16 protein-coding genes are annotated in these 23,108 nt (G+C 67.0%); 6 read left to right on the plus strand and 10 right to left on the minus strand.

Annotation, left to right across the window (positions count from 1 at the left end; genetic code table 11):
- Positions 1-19: 19 nt before the first annotated feature.
- From AC1DYS_RS15165 to AC1DYS_RS15175, 3 genes are read right to left on the minus strand one after another with little or no spacing between them, the layout of a single operon-like run.
- A complete protein-coding gene (locus tag AC1DYS_RS15165) occupies positions 20-2,041 on the minus strand; it encodes a sensor histidine kinase, YfiR-like protein-associated (protein ID WP_477900483.1) in 2,022 nt (673 codons plus the stop codon).
- Positions 2,038-2,610, minus strand: coding sequence for a TOL_0243 family YfiR-like periplasmic protein (locus AC1DYS_RS15170; protein WP_477900485.1), 573 nt, complete (start codon positions 2,608-2,610; stop codon positions 2,038-2,040). Before AC1DYS_RS15170 ends, AC1DYS_RS15165 begins: the two co-directional genes overlap by 4 nt.
- Positions 2,607-4,472 carry a TOL_0244 family TonB-dependent receptor gene (locus AC1DYS_RS15175; protein WP_477900487.1) on the minus strand — a complete coding sequence of 622 codons (1,866 nt, stop codon included), beginning with the start codon at positions 4,470-4,472 and terminating at the stop codon, positions 2,607-2,609. Before AC1DYS_RS15175 ends, AC1DYS_RS15170 begins: the two co-directional genes overlap by 4 nt.
- A gap of 387 nt (positions 4,473-4,859) precedes the next feature.
- Here AC1DYS_RS15175 and AC1DYS_RS15180 point away from each other — a divergent pair, with 387 nt between their 5' ends.
- From AC1DYS_RS15180 to AC1DYS_RS15190, 3 genes are read left to right on the plus strand one after another with little or no spacing between them, the layout of a single operon-like run.
- Entirely contained in the window at positions 4,860-6,854 is a 1,995-nt protein-coding gene (locus tag AC1DYS_RS15180; RefSeq protein WP_477900489.1) for a TonB-dependent receptor plug domain-containing protein, read from the plus strand.
- Positions 6,855-6,864: 10 nt separating this feature from the next.
- Complete coding sequence (locus AC1DYS_RS15185; RefSeq protein ID WP_477900491.1) at positions 6,865-7,404, plus strand: YfiR family protein; 540 nt, start codon at positions 6,865-6,867, stop codon at positions 7,402-7,404.
- Positions 7,401-9,311 (plus strand): putative bifunctional diguanylate cyclase/phosphodiesterase, encoded by a 1,911-nt coding sequence (locus AC1DYS_RS15190; RefSeq protein WP_477900493.1) that lies wholly within the window; start codon positions 7,401-7,403, stop codon positions 9,309-9,311. Before AC1DYS_RS15185 ends, AC1DYS_RS15190 begins: the two co-directional genes overlap by 4 nt.
- Here AC1DYS_RS15190 and AC1DYS_RS15195 read toward each other — a convergent pair.
- Genes AC1DYS_RS15195 through AC1DYS_RS15225 form a run of 7 tightly spaced genes read right to left on the minus strand, consistent with a single transcriptional unit; the run spans position 9,287 to position 16,886 of the window.
- Positions 9,287-9,961: a hypothetical protein gene (locus AC1DYS_RS15195; protein WP_477900495.1), complete on the minus strand. Its 675-nt coding sequence runs from the start codon at positions 9,959-9,961 to the stop codon at positions 9,287-9,289. The two genes, AC1DYS_RS15190 and AC1DYS_RS15195, sit on opposite strands and share 25 nt — an antisense overlap.
- A gap of 10 nt (positions 9,962-9,971) precedes the next feature.
- Entirely contained in the window at positions 9,972-11,141 is a 1,170-nt protein-coding gene (locus AC1DYS_RS15200) for a zinc-dependent alcohol dehydrogenase (protein WP_477900497.1), read from the minus strand.
- A gap of 47 nt (positions 11,142-11,188) precedes the next feature.
- Positions 11,189-12,643: a UDP-glucose dehydrogenase family protein gene (locus tag AC1DYS_RS15205; protein WP_477900499.1), complete on the minus strand. Its 1,455-nt coding sequence runs from the start codon at positions 12,641-12,643 to the stop codon at positions 11,189-11,191.
- The gene (locus tag AC1DYS_RS15210; RefSeq protein WP_477900501.1) at positions 12,640-13,791 is read right to left on the minus strand and encodes a glycosyltransferase family 9 protein; all 1,152 of its coding nucleotides are present in this window, start codon (positions 13,789-13,791) and stop codon (positions 12,640-12,642) included. Before AC1DYS_RS15210 ends, AC1DYS_RS15205 begins: the two co-directional genes overlap by 4 nt.
- Before the next feature lie 11 nt (positions 13,792-13,802).
- A complete protein-coding gene (locus AC1DYS_RS15215) occupies positions 13,803-14,963 on the minus strand; it encodes a glycosyltransferase family 9 protein (protein ID WP_477900503.1) in 1,161 nt (386 codons plus the stop codon).
- Between the two features lie 40 nt (positions 14,964-15,003).
- Positions 15,004-15,591 (minus strand): D-glycero-alpha-D-manno-heptose-1,7-bisphosphate 7-phosphatase, encoded by a 588-nt coding sequence (locus tag AC1DYS_RS15220; protein ID WP_477900505.1) that lies wholly within the window; start codon positions 15,589-15,591, stop codon positions 15,004-15,006.
- On the minus strand, positions 15,588-16,886 hold the full coding sequence (locus AC1DYS_RS15225) for a glycosyltransferase family 4 protein (RefSeq protein WP_477900507.1): 1,299 nt from the start codon (positions 16,884-16,886) through the stop codon (positions 15,588-15,590). Before AC1DYS_RS15225 ends, AC1DYS_RS15220 begins: the two co-directional genes overlap by 4 nt.
- 174 nt (positions 16,887-17,060) lie before the next feature.
- Here AC1DYS_RS15225 and AC1DYS_RS15230 point away from each other — a divergent pair, with 174 nt between their 5' ends.
- From AC1DYS_RS15230 to AC1DYS_RS15240, 3 genes are all read left to right on the plus strand, one after another.
- A complete protein-coding gene (locus AC1DYS_RS15230) occupies positions 17,061-17,489 on the plus strand; it encodes a CBS domain-containing protein (protein ID WP_477900509.1) in 429 nt (142 codons plus the stop codon).
- Between the two features lie 231 nt (positions 17,490-17,720).
- Positions 17,721-18,980, plus strand: a complete 1,260-nt coding sequence (locus AC1DYS_RS15235; protein WP_477900511.1) for a hypothetical protein — start codon at positions 17,721-17,723, stop codon at positions 18,978-18,980.
- 284 nt (positions 18,981-19,264) lie between these two features.
- Complete coding sequence (locus AC1DYS_RS15240) at positions 19,265-23,107, plus strand: FAD-dependent oxidoreductase (protein WP_477900513.1); 3,843 nt, start codon at positions 19,265-19,267, stop codon at positions 23,105-23,107.
- The last annotated feature ends 1 nt before the right edge of the window (position 23,108 follow it).

Raw genomic sequence — 23,108 nt, forward strand, 5'->3', positions numbered from 1 at the left:
CGAGTACCGGCGACGCTTTCTAGGACCGAGAGCTGCCGTCCTTCTGCGCCATGGCTTCGTCGATCGCCGAGTTGAGCAGCGCGACGTTGATCGGCTTGGTGACGTGCTGGAAGAAGCCCGCCGCCATGCTCTGCGCGCGATCACGCGGCATCGCGTTGGCTGTCACCGCGATCACCGGTATCTCTTCGGTGATCGGGTCTGCGCGCAAGATGGCCCGTGCATCGGTGCCGCTCAAGCCGGGCAGGTTGATGTCCATGAGGATGACCTCGGGCCGGTGCGCCCGCGCCAGCTCGATGCCGAGCTGGGCATCGGGTGCCGACAGCATGCGCAGGTCGCCGCGAAAGGCCACGATCTCTTCGACCAGGCGCAGATTCGCCGGGTTGTCTTCCACGTACAGCAGCAGCGGTGCCTTCTTCAGCGCAGGCGAGGTCGTGGGCACCGGGTCAGCGCGCTCCGCTTCATTTGCCTCCGGCACCGCATGCGCGTGCGCCTGCTTCAGTTCGATCCAGAACTCGCACCCGTTGCCGACCGCGGTGACGACCCCGATCTGGCCACCCATCAGCTCCACCAGGCGCTTGGTCACCACCAGCCCGATGCCCGAGCCTTCCACGTTGCCGGTTTCCTGCCCCAGGCGATTGAAGGGCTGGAACAGGGACGCTACCTGTTCAGGCCGCAGCCCGGCACCGGTGTCGCGCACCGACACGCGCACGCCGTCGTGCTCCGCGAGGGTGCAATCGACGATGACGACGCCGTTCTCTCGGTTGTACTTGATGGCGTTCGACAGCAGGTTCAGCAGCACCTGCTTGAGCCGCGTGCGGTCGGCGATCACGCTCGGCCCATGCGGCGGCGGGAACAGCATCTGCAGGCCACGCTGGCGAGCCGCGGGCTCGAGCATGGTGCGGCACTCTTCCAGCACGTCGGCCATCACCACCGGTTCGAGCGAGAGCATCAGGTTGGCGGACTCGATCTTGGCCAGGTCGAGGATCTCGTTGATCAGATTCAGCAAATGGGTGCCGGCCTTGAGGATGTGCTGTGTGAACTCGGCCTTCTTGGCCTGTGGCAGCGAGACGCCTTCGACGGAGAGCAACTGGCCGAAACCCAGAATGGCATTCAGCGGCGTACGCAGCTCGTGGCTCATGCTGGAGAGGAACTCAGACTTCGCGCGGTTCGCCTTCTCGGCCGTCTCGGTGGCGTGCGCGAGCTCCCGGTTCGAGGCTTCGAGCTGGGCCGTGCGGTCGTGCACGCGCAGCTCGAGCTGCTCGTTCAGTCGCATGATTTCCTGCTGGGCCACGCGCCGTTCATTGACCTCGCGGGCCACGTCGGCCAGCGCGGTTTCGTTCTCGATCGCGCGGCGTTCGATCTCGGCCATCATGCCGTTGAACGATTCGACCAGCGCGCCGACCTCGTCGTCACTCATCTTCACGGCGCGGCGCGAGTAGTCGCGTTGCTCTACCACTTCGCGCGCGACGCTCGCGATCGACAGGATCGGCCGCGTGACGAGCCGCTGCAGCCGCATCGACGTGAGGTACGCCACGATCATGGCCACAGCCAGCACCGCCAACGCAATCACTGCATAGCTGCCGATGCGGTCGTACAGCTCGTAGTCGGCTCGCAGGTAGACGGTGCCCACGAGTTCGCCGCTTTCGAACACGCGGGTGAACACCGCGAGTTCCCGCTGCTCGATGCGCACGCCTTCGGGTCCGGGCGCGGCGGGGAACATGGCGAAGCCGCTGCCGGAGGTGTAGCTGGCGAACAGCTTGCCGTGGGCGTCGTACAGCGCGGCAGCGCGAACCTGCGGCCGCGAGCGCAGCACCGCCAGGTTGTTGGTGGCCACCTTGCTGTCATCGAAAGCCAGCGCCGTGGCGGTCGTCTGGCCGAGCAGCTGCGCCTGCGCGCCCATGTCGTTGACCCAGCTCTGGTGGTAGGCGCGCAGGTCGTAGGCGATCATGGCGCCGAGCGCCACGATCAGCGCGACAAGCGTGGTAATCAGCACCACGCCGACCAGCCTGGCTTGCAGCGACCCGCTGTGGCGCCGGCTCACAGGGTGGCCCCTTGCACGCGCCGCGCCACACCGAGCAGGCGCGAGCTGATCTTCAGGCCGCTGGCTTCGTGGGTGCGCAGGTTGACGTCGAACCGCACCTTGTTGTCCACCAGGACGAAGTTGATCGCACCGCCGACCGCGAACACGTCGTCCGAATCGGTGACGACCAGGATCGGCAACTCCTTGGCCGCCGCGACGAGCGAGGCCGCGCGTGCCGCGGCCTGGCGCCCGATGAACAGCACGTGCACGCCGGCGAGCGAGGTGCCTGGAGAAATCTTGCGCGTGACGATAGAGCGACCGTTGGTCGACCGGTTGGCCACCATCGGCATCAGTTCGTCGGCCAGGCTTTCGGCGCCGCTGATGCCGATCACGAACGGGCTCTGGTCTCCTTCGAAGGAGCTCGGCGGCCAATCCACAAGCCCGAGAAACTTGTAGAGGTAGGCCGCCTTGACCTGGTCTTCCTGCGCCACGCGTTCAGTCTGCGCGCTGCACACGGCCATTGGCCACAGGAACCAGATGCACACGGCACGCCACCAGAGGGTGGTGGCTGCATGGCGGCGGTTCGTCACAGCGTGAACCTCAACCACAGCGCGATGCTGCGGTCGATCTCGCTGCGCGCAGGGACACTGCCGAACTCGGCGTGTTCCTTACCGAAGAGGTTCTGCCCCACGAGAGAGAGCTCGATGCTCGGCGTGATGCGCCACCCGTAGCGTGCGTCGACGGCGGTATAGGCCGGCACCGCGTCCTTCGGCAAGGCGGCAACGCGGCGCAGGGAGACGTCGAATTCATGCCCCTCGGCGGGCGTGAAGGCTGAGCGCAATGACCATTGGTAGTCCGGGTCGTCGCCCAGGTTGGCGGGGCCATCGGGGTCGGTGCTGCCGGCCTGGAGCTTCAAATTTTTCTTCAGCGTGCTCAAACCCGCGCTGAGCCGCCACGTGGGCAGGGCCTGCCAGGAGGCCCAGGCTTCGACGCCGTGGGTCCGTCCATCGATCATGTTCTGCACCTGGGCATTGGGTGGTGGCTGGCCGCTGCGCAAGCCCTGCCAGTCGTGCAGAAAGGCGGTGGCGGAATAACTCCAGTCGGGCGTCGGCTGCGCGCGGTAGCCCAGCTCGAACACGTTCGCCACTTCGGAGACGAAATCTGGCCCGCCCGCAATGATGTAAGGCGGGCCAGCGGGCGGCAGCCGGAGCTCGCGGTCCAGCCGGGCCGGCGCTCGCACGGCACGCGAGATGGCGCCCCACAGCAGTTGGCCGGCGGCAGGCTGCCAGGCCAGGCGCAGGTTGGGCAAGGTCTCGGTGCCGGTGTAGTCGTTGCGTTCGAACTTGAGGCCGAGCGTGAGATCGAGCCCGCTGGCCAGCTTCACGTCGTCCTGCACGAACAGGTTGGTCCAGGTCAGCGTGCGGCTGGGCGGCACGAAGCCGAAGAACAAGCCCGGGGCGATGTGGTCTTGTGCTCGCCGGTAGCCGGCACCCCACACCAGCCGGTGGTTCTCGAGCGTCAGGCCGTGCTGGAACTCGGCGTCGCCGAGGTCGGTGCGCGGGCGGTACAGCAGCGCATCGTCGCGCTCGCTGTGGTCGAAGTAGGCCTGCACCCGCAAGTCGGCACCGCCGCCCAGCCGGCGCGTCCAGCGGCCGAGCACGTTGCTGCCCGAAGAGGTGATCGGCGTCAGCTGGAAGGTGCCGATGTTGCCCCGGTACTCAGCACGCGTGCGGTAGGTGTCGCCTTGCAGCGTGAAGTCGTCTGCGTCGTTATTCCAGTCAGCGCGAAAGCCCAGCTGGTGGCGCTCGGTGCCATCGGCCACCGCGGTATCGGCGGCGTTGTCGGTGTGGCGCGCGTTCGTCGTCTTGGCGTAGAAACGCACGCTGCCGCTGTCTCCCAGGGCCGTGCCGTAGCGCAAGGACAGGCCGCGCTCGCGGTTGCCACCGCCCGCCACCGCCAGGAGGCCCTGCGTGTCGGAGCTGGAGCGCGTGATGATGTTGATGACGCCGTTCACCGCGTTGGCACCCCACAGCGTGGCACCCGGGCCGCTGATGACTTCGATGCGTTCCACGTCGCCGAGCATCACGTCCTGCTGGTCCCACAGCACGCCCGAGAAGAAGGGCGCATAGACGGTGCGTCCGTCGATCAGCACAAGCAGCTTGTTGCCGATGGCGTTGTTGAAGCCGCGTGCGCTGATGGCGTACTGGGTGGCATCGATGCGTGCCACCTGCAGGTTGGGCGCGAGGCGCAAAGCCTCGGGCAGGGAGCTGACGCCGGCACGGCGAATGGCATCGGAGGTGATGACGTAGATGGAGGCTGGCGCCGCACTGAGCGGCTCGGCGCGCCGCGACACGGAGGTCACCTCGATGCCGGAGAGTTCTTCCAGCGAGAGGTCAGCAATCTCCTTGGTACTCGACACCGCGGCCTGGGCAGCCGCAGACACCAGCCACATCGACACTGCGAACAAACTAGCGGCTCTGGCCACTGGATCTCCAAGTCATCGGCGGGACTGCTGTGTCTGTATTCGAGCAGTGCCAGGCCTCCCTCGCCACTGTCAAACCTTACACGCTGATCGGGGGCGGGTAATCCCCAGGCCTCAAGGCAAGGTGTGACTTCCGACACGCGTCTCCGCACAAATGCCCCATGACGGGGCCATGCGGCCCGACGTCTCCGGTCGAAGTTCTCAGATTGAGCATGTGCTGCACCACCGGCGATCAAGAAGCCGTGCCCCACGTCGATATGAAGACGTGCCCCTCTCTCGACAGGCCGTGTGCGCACGGGCCGGAGGCGCATGCCGTTTGGAGACGATCTCGTGACGAAATTTGCAAGACGCCGATGGATGGAGCCAACGCGTCGGCAGTTGGCTGGGCCTTTGTGCCGCGCCCTGGTGCTGGCTGCCTCGCTGGCGGGTGCCGGCCACCCCTTGGCCGCACACGCCGCTGACGACCTCGCATCCTCTCCGCTGGATGCCTTGCTCGACCTCGAGGTGTCGGGCGCCTCGAAGTTCGCGTTGCGCGTCAGCGAATCGCCGTCATCGGCGACGGTGATCGGCGCCGACGAGATCCGCGCGCTCGGCTACCGCACGCTGGCCGACGTGCTGCAGTCCGTGCGCGGCCTGCTCGTGTCGTCCGACCGCACCTATGCTTACCTGGGGGTGCGCGGGTTCGCCACGGCTGGCGACTACAACACCCGCATCCTGCTGCTGATCGACGGCAACCGTGTCAACGACACGGTGTTCGACCAGGCCTTCCTCAGCACGGACTTCCCGCTCGACTTGGCGCTCGTCGAGCGCGTCGAGTTCATCCCAGGCCAAGGGTCTGCGGTGCACGGCGGCAATGCGCTGTTCGGCACCATCAACGTCGTGACGCGGCGCCCGGGCACCGAGGCGACCAGCCAGGCGGCCGTCACCGTGGGCCGGGGCAACTTGAGAAAGCTGCAGGCCGCCACCACGCGCTCGTTCGCCGGCGGCGGGAGGTTGCTTATCTCCGGCGCTACCCAGCGCCTGTCTGGAACCGACGTGCGCTACCCCGGCCTGATAGCCGCCGATGGCAGCGACATCAGCCACCGCACCGACCACGACCGTGGCGACCAGTTTTACCTGAAGTACGAATGGGACGAGTGGGTCGCGACGATGCTGCACGGCGACCGCCTCAAAGGCCTGTCGGCCGCACCGGGCACGGTGTTCGGAGACAGGGGCAGCCAGTACCGCGACATGCTGACCCTGGGCGACGCCACCTTGTCGCACCCGATCGACGTGGCCAACCTGTTGAAGCTGCGCGTGTTCGCCGGTCGCTACGCATACCGTGGTGACTTCGTCGTCGACTACCCGCCGGTCACCGTCAACCAGGACGGAGCCGAATCCCAGTGGTGGGGCGTCGAAGGCCACTTGTTCTCGCAGCAGTTCGAGCGGCACAAGCTCGTCGCCGGCGTGGAGTTGCAGTCGTCGCCGCACCGCGACCAGACCAACATCGACGTGTCGCCAGCAGCCACCTACCTGGACGACCACCGCAAGAGCACGCGCCAGGCGCTGTTCGGTGAAGACCAGTGGGAATGGTCGCCTTACTTCACGGTGACCATGGGCCTGCGCTGGGACCGCATAAGCGGTGCATCGACGGCAACGCAGTTCAGCCCGCGCCTGTCGTTGATCGCGCGCCCCACCGACAAGCTGGTGCTCAAGTTCATTCATGGCACGGGCTTCCGGCCACCGAACGCGTTCGAGTCCTACTACACCGTTGAAGGGACGCCCAGCTACAAGGGCAACCCCGAGCTGAAGAACGAACGTGTGCGCGGTGACGAAATCGTGCTGGAGCTGCGGCCCTCGGCGGCCACGCGTTTCACCGCGTCTGCCTACGTCAACGAGGCCCGTGGCCTGCTGGTTCAGGACCTGGACCCCGTGGACAATCAGCTCGTGTACAACAACGCAGGATCGATGCGCACGCACGGCTTCGAGCTGGAGTTCGAACGGGTGTGGACGCAGGGAGCCCATCTGCGTACCAGCTACAGCAACCAGCGAGTGCACGACCTGTCTGGCCAAGGCATGGGCGACCGCAACGCCGCGCAGCTCGGCAAGGTCGCGCTGATCCTCCCGCTCGGCGGCGAGTTCACGCTGGGCAGCCAGGCGGTGCTCGTCAGCCGCCGCGGAGACCTCCCGGGCTACGGCGTCACGAATTTCACGTTGACCCGTCTGTGCCAGTTGCTGCATGCCGAGCTCTCGCTCGGCCTGTACGACGCCTTCGATCGGCGGCCGGTCGACCCGGGCAGCGATTCGGTGCTGCACCCGATCTCGCCGCAAGACGGGCGCACCTGGCAGTTCCGCATCAACATCAAGTTGTGACCTGCTGACCGTGCGCGCCTACCTGTCTGCCTGCCGCTGGCCTGCATTGCTGATGCTGGCCGTGCTGGCGTGCCCGCAGACAGCCCGGGCGGTCGACGAAGACGAACTGAAGGCCGCCATCATCCTGAACATCATGACCTTCGTCGACTGGCCGGCCGACGTCGCACCGCCGGCGGGTGAACCCTGGGTGCTGTGCACCGATTCGCACTCGCCTTTGGCGCCGGCATTGAAAGCCCTCGAAGGGCGCCCGGTACACAGCGGCCGGCTCTTGGTTCGCGACATCCAGCCGGGCGCTGTCACGCCGCCTTGCCACGCCCTTTACGTCGAGGCTCGAAACGGACTGCACGCCGCCAACCCGGCTCAACCCGGCACCTTGGCGAGCATGCTCGTCATCAGCGACGACGCAGTGCTGCCATCGCCCGTGGCCTCGGTGATCCTGCGTGCCGTGGGCACTCGGCTGGCGTTCGAGATCAACCTGCATGCAGCACGCGAGGCGCGCCTGCAGCTGAGTTCCAAGCTCGTGCGCCTGGCCAAGGTGGTGAAGCAATGACACCCGAACGCCGCCAGGACCGGTTTCGCGTGTCGCCGGGCCCGGGCCTCGGCGGGCGGGTGAGCCGTGCGGTTGCGCTCGGTGCCGGCTTCGCCCTGCTCGCCAGCGGGCTGATCCTCGATGCCTTCGTCTATGTCTCGCTGCGCGCCACGTTGGTGGACGACTTCACCATCCAGGCCCGCATCACGGCCGAGAGCAGTTCCGCGGCCATCGTCTTCCGCGACGCTCCTGCGGCCACGCAGATCCTGGCGGCCATGCAGGTGTCGCCATCGGTCGAGCATGCCGAGCTGCGCGACCTCGACGGCGGGCTGGTGGCGCAGTACACGCGTGCGGGTGCGGCGCAGCGCCCCGAGGGCAACCTGCTCGTGTTGCCCGTGGAAGGCCACCGCTTTGCCGATGGCCGTTTGCACCTGAGCCAGGCAGTGCGAGAAGCCGGCCGTGGCGTCGGCTCGCTGCGGCTGGTGGTCACCCTCGACCAGTTTTACCTGCGCATGCTGACCTACATCGGCATCACGCTGGTGGCAAGCGGGCTCGCGCTGGGCCTTGGCTTTATGCTGGTCGGCCGCATCCGCCGCGAGATCAAGGCCACCGAGCGCCGGCTGGATTACCTCGCCTATTACGACCCCGTCACCGGTCTGCCGAACCGCCACGCCGCCAACGAGCGCATCCAGCGGCTGATCGAGACGGTGGGAAAAACCAGCGAAGGGTTCGCGCTGCTGCTGATCGACCTCGACGACTTCAAGGTCGTCAACGACACCCTCGGGCACGTGGCCGGCGACGAACTGCTGCGGGCCCTCGCCGGGCAGCTCACCGCCTTCATGCGGCCCAACGACATGGCCTTCCGCTTCGGCGGCGACGAGTTCGTGATCCTCGCGCCGCGGGTGACGGGTGATATGCACCTGCACCAGCTCGGGCAGGCGGCGATGCTCGCGTTCCAGGGCGCCTTGAAGGTCGGCACCCACGAACTGCGAGCGCGAGGCAGTGTCGGCATTGCGCAGTTCCCGCGCGATGCCGCGAATGCCGAGATGTTGGTTCGCGCCGCGGACACGGCGATGTACGAAGCCAAGCGGCAGGGCAAGAACACCTTCGCTCTGTTCAACGCCGAGATGCACCGCGGCGCAGCGCGCCGCATGCAGCTTGAGACGGACCTGCGCGACGCGGTGGCACGCAAAGAGCTGCATCTCGTCTACCAACCGATCATGGACTTCCGCACCCGGCGCCTGTGCGGCGCCGAAGCCCTGCTGCGCTGGGATCACCCGGAGCTGGGCATGGTGTCGCCGGTCGAGTTCATTCCCCTGGCCGAGGCGAGCGGGCTGATCGTCGACGTCGGCCAATGGGTGCTGCAGGCAGCCTGCCGGCAGATGAAGGTCTGGACGGACCAAGGCCACACGGGCCTGTTCGTCGCGGTCAACGTGTCGGCCCGCCAGATCCTGCGCGGCCTGCAGGCGCAGGTGAATGCCGCCTTGGCCGAGACCGGGCTGGACCCGCATTGCCTGGAGATCGAGATCACCGAGCACTCGATGGTCGAAGACATCGACAGCAACGTCGAGCAGCTCCGCACGCTCCGCGAGTTAGGTGTGCAGGTGGCGGTCGACGACTTCGGCACCGGGCTGTCGTCCCTCGCGTACCTGAAGCGCCTGCCCATCGGCAAGCTCAAGATCGACCGGGCGTTCGTGAAGGACTTGCCCGGCAACCAAGACGATGCCGCCATCGCGTCGGCCATCATCTCGATGGCGCACCGGCTCGGGCTCACGGTCGTGGCCGAAGGGGTCGAGACCGAGGCGCAGCGCGACTTTCTCGCGGCCCAGGGCTGCGACTGCCTGCAGGGCTACCTCTACAGCCGCCCGCTGTCGGTGGAAGCGTTCGACGAGATGCTGGCCGCTCAGGTCGAGCTGTCGAGAGCGTAAGGCCGCAAGGCCGACGGGGTCTGCATGTCGGGCGCCACCTGCAGGCTGCTGCGCGCCGTGCCGCGCATCTCTTCGGGCGAGAGCGCCATGCCCACGCGGTCGCTGTAGTCGCGCGGCGGCTCCTGTGGTGCCTGCGCCTGGTCGTGGGCCGCCTTGGCGCACAGCGCGTCGATCACGGTCACGCCCAGCACCGCCGCGATCGCGATGGCTGTGTTGCGCGTCTTCGCATGCGGGCTGCGCAGGTCGGTGACCAGCGTGGCGAGATCGAGGGCGTCGCCGCTGACGCGCGCCCACAGCCAGGGCTCGGGGTCGCGCGCGGTGAGCAGGCCGATGCCGGTGGTCAGCTCCCGCAGGCCGTAGGCCTTGATCAGGGTGCTGCTGCTTTTCGAGCCGGTTGCGTCCGCAGTGCTGCGTGACCGAAGCAGCTCCCATGCGCCGAGCGCAATGCTGAACCAGCCCAGGCCTCGCGCCACGTTCTCGACGGTCAGCGCCGCCTTGGCCTTGGCTCCGAGGTTCGATTCGGCATCGTTTGTGCAGGGGCTCGACGCGCCGGAGCGTGGCGAGCCGGCCAGCGACGGGTCATCCTGCTCGGCAGAAGAAGAGGCCAACGAAACGTCGGCGAATGCTGTATCGGTAGAGGGTTCGGACATCTCGGTCTCCTCAAGGTTTGAGAACCACCTTGATGCAGCCGTCTTCCTTTTCGCGGAAGGTCTTGTACATCTCGGGGCCCTGCGCCAGATCGACGGTGTGGGTGATGACGAAGGACGGGTCGACCTGTCCGTCCGCAATGCGCTTGAGCAGGTCGTCCGTCCATCGGTTGACGTGTGTCTGCCCGGTGCGCACCGTGAGCCCCTTGTTCATCAAGGCGCCCATCGGAATCTTGTCGACCAGCCCGCCGTACACGCCGGGGATCGACAGCGTGCCGGCGGGCCGGCACACGTAGATCATTTCGCGCAGCACATGCGGTCGGTCGGTTTCCAGCATCACCGCCTGCTTGGCGCGGTCGTACAGGCCGTCGATCGCCCGAGTGGCATGGCTTTCCATGCCGACAGCATCGATGCATTTCTCCGGGCCCTTGCCCTGCGTCAGCTCGGCCAGCCGGTCGAGCACGCTTTCCTTCTCGAAGTTGATCGTGAGCGCGCCGCCCGCCTTGGCCATGCTCAGGCGCTCGGGCACGCGGTCGATGACCACCACCTGCCGCGCACCCAGCATCACCGCGCTGCGGATCGCGAACTGGCCGACGGGTCCCGCACCCCATACCGCCACCGTGTCGGTCGGCTGGATGTCGCATTGCACCGCCGCCTGCCAGCCTGTCGGGAAGATGTCGCCGAGGAACAGCACCTGCTCGTCGCTCAGGCCATTGGGGATCTTCACCGGCGCCACATCGGCATACGGCACGCGCACGAACTCGGCCTGACCGCCCGCGTAGCCGCCGGTGAGATGCGTGTAGCCGAACAAGCCGGCCGTTGTGTGGCCGAACACCTTGTCGGCCATCGCCTTGTTGCGGTTGGTGCGTTCGCATACCGAGAAGTTGCCGCGCCGGCATTGCTCGCACTCGCCGCAGCAGATGGTGAAGGGCACGACCACGCGGTCACCGAGCTTGAGCTTCTTGTTCTCGGGGCCGACCTCGACCACCTCGCCCATGAACTCGTGGCCCATCACATCGCCTTTCTCCATGCCGGGCATGAAGCCGTCGAACAGGTGCAGGTCGGAGCCGCAGATGGCGCAGCTCGTCACCTTCACGATGGCGTCGCGCGGGTGTTCGATCTTCGGGTCGTCTACCGTGTCGTAGCGAATGTCCTTCTTTCCGTGCCAGCAAAGTGCTTTCATGGTGGCCTTTCAAAAAGTGTTGAACGGTTGCATATCTCGCTGGGTACTCAGCGAGTGGCCGGAATCGACCATGGCGCAAAGCCGCCTTCCAGCAGCGGCAGCGGCGCACCTTCTTCCGCGCTCGGCACGGCGCCGGCCCGGCCGATCTGGATCAGTTGAAGCCCGAAGCCGCGCCAGGCTGCGGGCAGCACGTTGCGGCCGTCGAACACGACGTTGTCGGCCAGCTCCCTGGCCACGGTGGCTGCGTCGAACGCAGCGAACTCGCTCCACTCGGTGACGAGCGCGAGCGCGTCGGCGCCTTCGATCGCACCCTGCGCGCTGTGGCACCACCGCACGCGCGGCAGATTGCCGAAGAGCCGCGCAGCGTTGGGCACCGCGATCGGGTCGTATGCTGCGACGTCGGCGCCGGCGCCCAGCAGCTGCCGCATCAGCTCGAGGCTGGGTGCCTCGCGCAAATCGTCGGTGCCGGGCTTGAAGGCCAGGCCCCAGAGCGCGATGCGTTTGCCGCGCAGCCCGTCGGGGCCGCCGTAGAACGCGCACATCTTGTCGAACAGCATCCGCTTCTGCTGTTCGTTGGTCTGCTCGACGGCACGCAGCATGTGCCCCGCGAGCCCATGGCGTTGGGCGATGTGGGCCAGCGAGCGCACGTCTTTCGGGAAGCACGAGCCGCCGTAGCCCACGCCGACACGCAGGAACTCGGGCCCGATGCGCGGGTCGGTTCCCACGCCGGCGCGCACGTCTTCGATGTCGGCCCCGGTGGCATCGGCGATCTGCGCCATTTCGTTCATGAAACTGATGCGTGCGGCCAGCATGCCGTTGGCGGCGTACTTGGTGAGCTCGGCGCTGCGCGGGCTCATGCGCAGCAGCTTCGCGCCGGCGTCGACGAGCGGCGTGTACGCGCGCAGCAGCGGCGCAGCATCGTCATCGCTCAGCGCGCCGACGATGATGCGGTCAGGCTTCAGGCAATCGCGCACTGCCATGCCTTCGCGCAGGAACTCGGGGTTGCTCACCAGCGGCAGGCGCAGCGAGACGCGCCGGTGTCGCAGCACACCGGCAACGGCCTTGTGCAGCTCTTCATTCGTGCCCATGGGCACGGTCGACTTGATCACCAGCGTGGCCGGTGCGGCGAGCACCGCAGCCACCCGCAGCACCGCCGACTCCACCGCACGCAGGTCGGCCGAGCCGTTGTCGCCGGAGGGCGTACCGACCGCGATGAACACCAGCTCGGCACCGCGCAGCGCACGGCCGAGATCGCGCGTGAAGCTCAGCCGCTTGCTCGCACTGTGCGCCTGCACCAGTGCCTGCAAATCGGGCTCGAAGAAGGGAATGCCACCGCGCGACAGCGAGTCGATCTTGGCCGCATCGTTGTCGACCGCCGCCACCACGTGGCCGAGTTCGGCCAGGCAGGTCGCCGTGACCAGGCCGACATAGCCCACGCCGATGACGGTGATGCGCATCGCGTGCTTCGATGTTTGCTGAAGAGCTTGTTGTTCGTCGTTCATGGCGCGGCGGTTGAGGGTGTCACGGTGTTGGAGTTGGCAAGCCACATGCCGGGCACGTGCGGTTCGGCAAGAGCTTGGGGCGCAGGCCTGCGCGGTTCGATCGCGTCGAGCACGGCTGATGCGACCTCGTCGACGCCGAGTTCGGTGGCGCACGGGTGGCCGTACGGGCAGACCGCGTGGCTGCAGGGCCTGCACGACACGTTGCGCCACAGCACGCGGTGCAGCGTGTGGTCGAGCGGCGCCCAGCGCGCCACATCGGCGCCGAGACTCACGACAACGCTCGGCGTGCCGAGTGCCGCGGCGATGTGCGACACGCCGGTGTCGTTGCACACCAGCAGCCGTGCACCTTCGATCAATGCGCCCAGCGTCCAGAGATTGGTTTGGCCGACCAGCGAGGTCGATGGCTGACGCATCGCACGCGAGACCGCGTCGGCCAACGGATGCTCGCCCGCCGTGCCGGTGATCACCACCGTGTACCCACGCGCGGCGAGCAGGTCGCCGATGGCGGCAAAGCGCTCCGGTGCCCAGCGCCGAGAAGGCAGTTGCGCACCGGGGTGAATGCAGACGTAGGGCCGGGTCTTCACACCGGGCCACAGTTGCATCAACGACTGCCGATCGTCGTCGCGCAGCGGAACCTCCAGCTGCATCCCATCGCGCGGCAGGCCGAGGTAATCGGTCAGCGTCAGCAGGCGTTCGATCTCATGGCCCCGTGTTGGCCAGGGCGCATGCAAGGCTGGCTCGGCGCTGAAACTCTCGGTGGTCTCCGCGCTGTGGGCCTCCACGAAGCCGGCGGTGTGCCGCGCACCGCATGCCGCCATCAGCGGATTGACGATGCGGCCACTGCCGTGGAGCTGCACCAAAAGATCGAAGGGGCGTTGCTGCAATTCTTTCAAAAAAGCCGGCAGCGCGGCAAGTTGAGGGACGCGCTCGGGCAGCCCCGGGTAGCCGGGGAACTCGATGAAGCGGTCGACCTGCGGCAGCCGCTCTGCGAGCGCAGCTGCCCAGGGCAATCCGATCAAGGTGAGCTCGGCACCGGGCCATGCCTTGCGCAGCGCACGCAGGGCCGGCACGGCGCACAGCATGTCGCCCAGCACCAGCGCGCGGAAGACGGCAATGCGCGGCGAGTCGCCGAGGTCGTTGAGTTGCATGCGGCGAGCCATCACGCGATGTTCATCAACGCTGTACCACGAGCAGCTGCGGGCACGCCGCGCTGCAACTGAAGCAGCTCGAGTGCCGCGACCGCCACGTCCTCGGGCTCAACCTTCAGCAGACAGTCGTGGTGCAGCTGTGGACAACTGCTCTTGAGGCAGTTGCGGCAGGGCACGTCGTGGTTCAGCACCCGCGCTTTTACCTTCCACGGCGTGTGCTGCGGATTGGTCAAGGCATACAGCACCACCACCGGCGTGCCCAATGCCGCCGAGATGTGCGATGGCCCGCTGTTGTTGCACACGGTGACCTGCGCACCAGCAATGAGTGCCGCCAGTTCGCCCAGCGTCAGCTCGCCTGCCATCGACAAAGGCGCCTGCTGCATGTGACGCTCGGCTGCAGCCACCAGGGCACGCTCGTCGCGGCCGCCGCTGAATACGATCTGGCAGCCGCTCTCGCGGACGATGAGGTCGGCAGCCATGCCGAAGCGCTCGGCTGGGTAGCGGCGGGAAGAGGCCGTCGCGCCGGGGTGCATGACGATGTAGGGCCGGGCGAGGTCGCCGCCGGTCGCAGTGAACTTGCGCCGCATGTTCAGCACGTCGTCGGCCGAGGGGTGGAATACCAGCGACTCGCTCGCGGCGCGGTAGCCGACCGACCGAACGAGGTCGAGCTGGCGTGCCGCCTCGTGCCGCATGCCGTCTTCGCAGACGTCGCCGTCGGGCACCCAGTCGGTCAGCAGGTCGTACGGGTTCTCGCGCGAGTGGGCCAGCCGCAAGGGGATGCCGGCCAGCCGCATCATCACCGCAGCGGGCAGGGCGCTCTGCGTGCACACGGTGAAGATCACCGCAGCGTCGAACTGATGCCGGCGCAGGTTCGCAAGCAGGCGGCGGTCGATGGCTTCGCTGCCGACAACTCCTTTGACCCACGGCGCGTCGTAGGTGATCACCTCGTCGATCGCCGGCACGTGCTTCGCGGCGGCGGCACCGGCGCGCGAACCGAGCAGTGTGACGCGCATCTCAGGCGCACTGTGCTTGATGGCAGCGATGGCTGGCGTGGTCATCAGCACGTCGCCCAGGTTGTCGAGCCGCACCACGAGCACGTTGCGGGCATTGCGCCAGCGCATGCGGGTGCTTGAGTTGTCTGTCCACACGATGGTTGAGGCCGCGGGGTTCATGAAGGGTCCTCGATGCGAGTCGATTTAGAAGCGTGTTGAATCAGTGAGGGCTGTTCGCCGCGACGACGATGAGTTCGGCCGCCTGCAGCAGGTCGCCGGCCTTGTGGTGCGGCACGCGCAGCGGCGATTCGAGCCATTCGGTCTCGTTGCCGACGTCGAGCAGCACGGTGCGGCAACCGGCGCGCCGGCCAGCCTCCACGTCGTTGAGGATGTCGCCCACCATCCACGAGTGCGAGAGGTCGAGGCGCAGTTCGTAAGCCGCCTGCAGCAGCAGGCCCGGTGCGGGCTTGCGGCACACGCAACCGAACTCGCCGGCCTCGGGCGGGGCATGCGGGCAGACGTAGAAGCCATCGAGCTGAACGTCGTGCTGGAACAGCATCTCGACCAACGCCTGGCGGAGCGTCTCGAGTGCAGCGCGATCGAACAGGTTCATCGCGAGGCCCGGCTGGTTGGTCACTACCACCAGGCGGTAGCCCTGGCGCGCCAACAGGCGCAGCCCTTGCACCGCATCGCGCGTCAGCCGCAGCTGCGCGGGATCGACGTTGTACGGCACGTCTTCGACCAAGGTGCCGTCCTTGTCGATGAACACGGCGGGCCTCTTCGCCGTGCCCGCGCGCAATGCATTCATGAAGCCACTGCCGAACCGGGGTGCACCAGCCGCAGCCGCTGCCACGGCCGTGAGGGCTCGACCTGCGTCTCGCACAGCGACTGGTACACGTCGATCAGTTGATCGGTGATGCGCTCCCAGGTGAACATCGAGCGTGCGCGGCGAACGCCGGCCCGGCCGAGCGCGCGCGCCAGTGCAGGGTTTGCGTGCAGCTGCGCGAGGCGCTCTGCCAGTGCCTTCGGGTCGTGCGGCGGAACGAGGTAGCCGGTGACCCCATCGCTCACCGAATACGGAATGCCACCAACGTTGCTGCCGACCACCGGCGTGCCGCAGGCCATCGCCTCGAGCGGTGTGATGCCGAACGGTTCGTACCACGGTGTGGTGGCGAACACATCGGCCGCAGCGTAGTAATGGCGCAGCTCATTGCGCTGGCGGTGGCCGATGAAGGTGACCTGGTCGGACACGCCGCTCTCGCGGGCGATCCCGCGCAGGCGGCCGATCTCCGGCGTCCTTGTTTCATCGGGCTCGCGCGTGTCGCCGCCGACCACCAGCACCCGTGCCGGCACGCCTGGGGGCAGGTACTGCAGCGAACGGATCACGTCGTCGACACCCTTGCGCGGTACCAGCCGGCCGAGTTGCAGCACGATGAATTCGTTCGGGTCCAGCCCGAGGCGGGCGCGCGCGGCGGCCTTGTCGAGGGGGCCGAATTCTTCGGGGTCGAAGCCGCACGGCACCATCGTCATCGCACCCGGGGCGGCGCCATAGAGCCGCATCAGGTCGATGCGGTCCTGCGGGCATTCGGCGACGATGGCGTCGGCGTAGCGCACCAGCTCACGTTCCAGTTCTATGCGCTGCGGCGGAAAGGCGTCGGTTTCCTTCTGATGTTCTTGCCGCACCAGACCGAGCGCATGGAAGGTGATCGCGAACGGAATGCCGAGCGCATCTTTCAGTCGCATCGCGACCAGCCCCGACATGAAGAAATGCGCATGGACGACGTCGTACGGAACGCTGTGCCTCAGCAGCCTCTCGCAGGCGCGCGCAAACACGGGCATGTGCCCGAGCAGCTTTTCCTTGGGCACGAATTTCGGGGGTCCCGCGTTGATGTGAATCACGCGCGCACCGGGCCTCAGGTCGACCACGTTGGGCAGGCTCGGGTCGTCGCGCCGCGTCAGCACATCGACGTGGTGGCCGGCCCGGGCCAGGCACTGCGCGACATGGGCCACGTAGATGTTCTGGCCCCCCGCGTCGATACCGCCGAGCGTGGCCAGAGGCGACGCGTGCTCACTGATCAGCGCAATGCGCATCGGGTTCTTCATGTCAGCTCCTCTTGAGGACGATTGAAGTACCGATGGCAAGCAGCGTTCCTCTTTTTCCCCACGCGCCGCGGAACACCGGTTGCCGAAGCCCGAGCCGACCAGCGCGAAACAAGCGTGAACCAGGCTGTGGCCGCTGTCAGCTTCTTCAATTTGGTTCAACAACAGGAGAACCCCATGCCGACCGTGAGTGAAGTGATGACCCGCGACGTTGAAGTGATCGCACCCCAGGAGACGCTTCAGCGGGCGGCTCAGTTGATGGATGAACTCAACGTGGGCGCCTTGCCGGTGTGCGAGGGCAGCCGGTTGCTGGGCATGATCACCGACCGCGACATCACGGTGCGCGCCGTGGCCGCCGGCAACGTGCCGGCCGAAACCCGTGTGTCGGATGTGATGAGCGAAGGTGTGCGCTGGGTCCGCGAAGACGACAGCACCGACGCCGTGACGAAGAGCATGAGTGGCATGCAGGTGCGCCGGGTGCCGGTGCTGAACTCACGCGACGAGCTGGTGGGCATCGTGTCGCTCGGTGACCTCTCGACGCAAGGGATCGACGAGGCCGACACGGCCTTGCGTGAAATATCGCAGCCGTCCGAACCCGACCGTTGAATTTCGGTTCAGCGTGTCGAGAAGCGCTTTCCCGAGACGCGCAAAGTTTGCAGAACATCGGGTGGACAGGTCTTCTGCCGCAGTCATCGGTGCGCAGCCGGTTCAGCAAGGTGAACTGCACCCGACAGCTGAAAAACGGGAACGGAGTTTGCCCAACTGAGGCACGAACCGACGGCGTTTTCGCCACCGCTGAAGGTTCGATCCACACAAGGCTTCTTGAAAGGAACCAACATGACTCAACGCGACTATGAAGGCCGCCGCGAAGGCGGATATGGAGACGAGAATCGTTACGGCGAAGGCCAAGGCCGCCAGCAAGGATCAAGCGGCGGTCAGCGCAGCGAGGCCGGCAGCAACTATGGAGACTGGAGCCGGGAAGGGCGTGGCGGCAATCAATATGAACAGTCGTCGGGCCGCGGCCAGCAGTTCGGCGATTCGTCGTCCAGCGGCTGGCGCAACCAGGAAGCGCGCAGCTTCGGCGGCGGACAGCAGGGCGGTGGCTTCGGTGGCCAGGGCGGCTCGCAAGGCGGCTACGGTGGCCAGATGGGCGGTGGAGGCTCGGGCTATGACGTTGGCTCGAGCAGCAGCTACGCAGGCCAGGGCGGCTATGGTGCCTATGGTGGCTCGCGAAGCGACTTCGGCCAAGGCAATGTCGGCGGCTCGCCGCAGAGTTACGGCTCGCAAGGCTATGGCTCCCAAGGCGGTGGCGGTTCGCAGGGCTACGGCTCGCAAGGCGGGTACGGTGGCGGCCAGCAGGGCTACGGCTCGCAAGGCGGCTACGGTGGCGGCCAGCAAGGCTACGGTTCGCAAGGTGGCTATGGCGGCGGCCAGCAAGGCTACGGCTCGCAAGGCGGCTACGGCGGCGGCTCGCAAGGCTACGGCTCACAAGGCGGCTATGGTGGCGGCCAGCAGGGCTATGGCTCGCAAGGTAGGCAAGGCGGCCAGAGCATGCAGGGTGGCTACGGCGGCTACAGCCCGCAGGTTTCGTCCGGCATGTACGGCGGACAGGGTGGCCAGGGCTACGGCGGCTCGCAAGGCTACGGTTCACAAGGTGGACAAGGCATGCAAGGCCACGAGCATTTCGACCCTGACTACCACCAGTGGCGCACGGAGCAACTGCGCAACCTCGATGAGGACTATCGCAACTGGCGCCAGGACAGGTTCAAGAAGTTCTCCGACGAGTTCTCGAGCTGGCGCAGCAACCGCAGCGGCTCCCAGTCGGGCCAGGGCGGCAGCCAAGGCTCCGGCGGCAGCGGGTCCTACGGGGCAGGATCGTCCGGCAGCAGCTCGGGAATGAGCAGCGGTACTGGATCAGGCGGCAGCAGCTCGGGCCTGAGTGGCACCGGGTCAAGCGGCAGCAGCTCTGGGATGAGCGGCAGCGCCGGATCGAGCGGCAGCAGCCTCACCGGCGGTGACGGCAGCAGCAGCTCGAGCTCGCCGTCGTCTTCCGGCACTGGCAGCAGCGGCTCGTCGTCTTCGTCCAAGACCAAGTAAGGCGGATTGCCCCTGCACAGAACGCCCCGGCTTCCGGGGCGTTTTTGTTTGCGCCCGAAGCTGCGTTGCACATCCTCCGCGGACTTGTCGAAGGCCGCCGGCAGCGTGCCTGAAGCGACGCTTGTTGCAGCAACAAGTTCTCTGAAGTACGCGATGACGGCACGTGCCTCGCAAAGATGCGCCGCAAACAAAACGGCACATGGCTTGCCTTTGAACGGCAACTCCGGTACTTCAAAAATGCAGATGCTTTCCCTCAACGACATGCGGATGTTTCGCCGGCCGACATGAATCCGCCGTCGCCATCCTCCGCCGCTGCATCGCCTTTCGCTGCATCGCCTTACCGCTCGTTCTGGATGGGCGGGTTCGAAGGCGCCGACCATGTGAACAGCCACGGGCACGCGCTCGACATGGCGCTGGCCACAGGCCACATCGCTCAGCTCGATGCCGACTACGCTCTCGCGAGCAGCTTCGGGCTCAACACCGTGCGCGAAAGCATCGGCTGGCGCCTCGCCGAGCCACAGCCCGGCCACTTCGATCTCACCCGCGCCGTTCGCATTGCGCAGGCCGCACAGCAGCAGGGCCTGCAGGTCGTCTGGACCTTCACGCACTACGGTACGCCGGCCGACGTGAGCCTGCTCGATGACGCGTTCGTCGACCGCTTTGCCAGCTACTGCGCGGCGGTGGCCGAAAGGCTCGCACCGCTGACAGCCGCCGCACCCGTCTACAACCTGATCAACGAAATCAGCTTTCTCTCATGGGCGGTGTCGGCCACCAACATGATCCACCCGTATCACGGCGATCCCGACAGCCGCGGAGAACACACGGCGATATCGGGTTATGCAGTGAAGCGACGGTTGGTGCGCGCCACGCTGGCGGCCATGGAGGCCGTGCGCCGCGTCGACCCGCGAGCGAGGTTTCTCCACATCGAGCCGGTGGTACACGTGGTGGCGCCTGCCGATCGCCCCGATCTCGCCGGGCTTGCCGATCAGATACGCGGTTATCAATGGCAGGTGTGGGACATGCTCGCCGGCCGGCTCGACCCCGACCTCGGCGGCAACGATCAGGCGCTCGACCTGATCGGCGTGAACCACTATCACAGCGGCCAGTGGGAGGTGTCCACCGAGCGCCGCCTGCAGTGGCACACCCGCGACCCGCGAAGGCGGCCGCTGTCGGCCTTGCTCGGTGACACCTGGGCCCGCTATGGGCGCCCGTTGATCGTGGCCGAGACCAGCCATGTGGGCGTCGGCCGCGCCGACTGGCTGGACGAAGTGGCCGCCGAGGTCGAGATCGCGCTCGACGCCGGCGTGCCGGTGCAGGGTGTGTGCCTCTACCCGCTGATCGACCGCTTCGACTGGAACGACCCGACGCACTGGCACCGCAGTGGCTTGTGGGATGCCGGCGACAGCCGCACCGACGGCGAGTCTGCCGCCTTGCAACGAAACCTGAAGACCGACTACGCCGCTGTCTTGCAGCGCTGGCAGAAGCGGCTTCCGCGACCCCTACAACCAGGAGCCAACATGCCTCACCTGATCGTCTTCTGCCATCTGCGCTGGGGCTTCGTGTATCAGCGTCCGCAGCATTTGCTGTCGCGGCTGAGCCGGCACTTCCACGTCGTGTTCATCGAAGAGCCTCTGCGCGGCAGCGGCGAGCCGCGCTTCGAGACCATTGCGCAAGGTCCTGGCCTCGACGTGGTCGTGCCGCGCACGCCCATCGATTCGCCGGGCTTCCACGACGATCAGCTGTCCTTGCTCAAGCCCTTGCTCGCGAACTACCTGCGCGAGAACGGCATCGTCGACTACCTGGTGTGGTTCTACACGCCGATGGCGCTGCCGCTGATCAGCGAGATGAAGCCGCGTGCCGTGGTGTACGACTGCATGGACGAGCTCGCGGCTTTCAAGGACGCACCGCGCCAGCTTCGCCAGCGCGAGACGGCACTGCTCAAGATGGCGCAGATCGTCTTCACCGGTGGACCCGCGTTGTACGACGCCAAGCGCAGCCTGCATGCCAACGTGCATTGCCTGCCGAGCTCCGTTGACGTGGCGCATTTCTCGCCGGGGCGGCTGCATGTCGACGACGAAGAGGCGCAAGAGGCCATACGCTTGCAGGGCATGGTGCCGCACCCGCGTCTCGGTTTCTTCGGCGTGATCGACGAGCGCTTGGACTTGTCGCTTTTGACTTATCTGGCCGACGCCCGCCCGGGCTGGCAGTTCGTGATGGTCGGCCCGGTGGCCAAGATCGACGCGGATTCCCTGCCGCAGCGGCCCAACATCCACTGGCTCGGCATGCAGCCCTATGCGCGCCTGCCTTACGTGATGGCGGGGTGGGACGTCTGCCTGATGCCGTTCGCGCTGAACGAATCCACCCGCTTCATCAGCCCGACCAAGACGCTGGAATACATGGCCGGCGAGAAGCCGGTGGTCAGCACGCCGGTGCACGATGTGGTGGCGTTGTATGGCGAGGTGGTGCGCATCGCGGCCGAGCCGGAAGACTTTCTGACGGCCTGCGAAGCTGCCATCGCCGAGCAGGGCCACCGCCGCGCAGAGCGCGTGGGCAAGATGCTGACGACGGTGTTCCAGTCTTCGTGGGACCGCACCGCCGAGGTGGTGAACGAGCTCATCACCCAGACCCTGAGCAAGGCGCCGTTGCCGGCGTCTGCGCCACGCGAATTCGCCGGCATGGCACCGGCTGAGCCGGCCCCGCCGGTTGCCGCGCCGCTTACGCCGGCCAGCCACCGCGCCACCCGGCGCGTGCGCCACCTCGTGGTGGGCGCAGGGCCCAGCGGGCTGGCAGCCGCCTACGAACTGGGCCAGCACGCGGCACGCGGCGACGTCTTGCTGGTCGAGCGTGAGAAGCAGGTGGGTGGTGGTTGCCGCTCCGTCGAGCAAGACGGCTTCACCTTCGACCGCGGCGGCGACATCATGCTGCCGGACGACGATGCCTACGTGCTCGACCTCTGCAAACGCCTGCTGGGCGACAACCTGCACTGGCAGGACGGCGAAGCCTGGGTCTACAGCCACGGCACCTACACGCGCCACCCGTTCCAGAACTCGCTTCACGGGCTGCCACCGAAGGTGGTGAAGGACTGCCTGGTCGGTGCGATCGAGGCCCGCTTCGGGCCGCTCAAGGGGGGCGCCACCCGCGCGAAGACCAACGACGCGCCGCGCAACTTCGAGGAGTTGATCCACCGCTTCTGCGGTGATGGCATCGCCCGGCATTTCGCCGTCCCGTATTACCGCAAGCTGTGGGCCCGGCCGCTGACCGAGATGGAGGCTGCGTGGCCCGGCACCCAGGTGCCGTTGCCCGACGTCGCACAGATGATCGAAGGCGCGCTCGAACCCAGCCCCGCATCTTCGAGCCCGCGTGCGCGCTTCGGCTATCCACTGCGAGGAGGCCTGCAGGCGCTGATGGACGGCTTCGTGCCGCTGCACAACTGCGAGACGGCATTGAAGACAGCGGTGCTGCATGTATCGCCCACGCAGCGCACCGTGCGGCTCGACGATGGTCGCCTGATCGGCTTCGAGTCGCTGATCAGCACCATGCCGCTGCCCAGGCTGGTTGCCACCTGTGGCGACGAAGCACCGGCAGAGGTGCGCGCCGCCGCGGCCGCCTTGCGCCATGTGTCGCTTCGCCGCGTGAACCTCGGCATCGCCGTGGCACCGGGCTATGACCGGCTGACCGACAAGCACTGGATCCACTACCCCGAGGGCAGCCTCTTCCACCGCATCGTCGTGCAGGGCAATGCCAGCCCGCACTGCAGTCCGCCCGGCCACTGCGGCATCACCTGCGAGATCAGCTACAGCGCCGACAAACCGTTGCCGTGCGACGGGGCCGCCTTGATCTACCGCGTGATCTCCGAGTGCCGGGAGGCCGGTCTGCTCAACGAGCAGGATCAGGTGGTTTCGTCCGGTCAGGTCGACGTGCCCTGCGCCTACGTGGTCCACGACCATGCACGAGCCGACAGCGTGGCCTGCATCCGCGACTGGCTGGCCGGCTTCGACATCGTGCTGGCCGGCCGCTACGCCGAATGGGTGCACGACAACGCCGAGCACCCATTCGTCGCCGGCCGCAAGGCGGCCGAGCAGTCGCGGGCACAGCTGCAGCGTTCGCTCCTGGCACGCGCCAGCTGAC

This window comes from Rhizobacter sp. P2_G4 (genome assembly GCF_056403575.1).

Coding starts and splice junctions, on each gene's coding strand:
- AC1DYS_RS15215 (WP_477900503.1), bottom strand. CDS start 14,963: ATGAACCCCGCGGCCTCAACCATCGTGTGGACAGACAACTCAAGCACC.
- AC1DYS_RS15190 (WP_477900493.1), top strand. CDS start 7,401: ATGACACCCGAACGCCGCCAGGACCGGTTTCGCGTGTCGCCGGGCCCG.
- AC1DYS_RS15195 (WP_477900495.1), bottom strand. CDS start 9,961: ATGTCCGAACCCTCTACCGATACAGCATTCGCCGACGTTTCGTTGGCC.
- AC1DYS_RS15180 (WP_477900489.1), top strand. CDS start 4,860: ATGGAGCCAACGCGTCGGCAGTTGGCTGGGCCTTTGTGCCGCGCCCTG.
- AC1DYS_RS15200 (WP_477900497.1), bottom strand. CDS start 11,141: ATGAAAGCACTTTGCTGGCACGGAAAGAAGGACATTCGCTACGACACG.
- AC1DYS_RS15235 (WP_477900511.1), top strand. CDS start 17,721: ATGACTCAACGCGACTATGAAGGCCGCCGCGAAGGCGGATATGGAGAC.
- AC1DYS_RS15220 (WP_477900505.1), bottom strand. CDS start 15,591: ATGAATGCATTGCGCGCGGGCACGGCGAAGAGGCCCGCCGTGTTCATC.
- AC1DYS_RS15230 (WP_477900509.1), top strand. CDS start 17,061: ATGCCGACCGTGAGTGAAGTGATGACCCGCGACGTTGAAGTGATCGCA.
- AC1DYS_RS15240 (WP_477900513.1), top strand. CDS start 19,265: ATGAATCCGCCGTCGCCATCCTCCGCCGCTGCATCGCCTTTCGCTGCA.
- AC1DYS_RS15175 (WP_477900487.1), bottom strand. CDS start 4,472: ATGTGGCTGGTGTCTGCGGCTGCCCAGGCCGCGGTGTCGAGTACCAAG.
- AC1DYS_RS15225 (WP_477900507.1), bottom strand. CDS start 16,886: ATGAAGAACCCGATGCGCATTGCGCTGATCAGTGAGCACGCGTCGCCT.
- AC1DYS_RS15205 (WP_477900499.1), bottom strand. CDS start 12,643: ATGAACGACGAACAACAAGCTCTTCAGCAAACATCGAAGCACGCGATG.
- AC1DYS_RS15210 (WP_477900501.1), bottom strand. CDS start 13,791: ATGCAACTCAACGACCTCGGCGACTCGCCGCGCATTGCCGTCTTCCGC.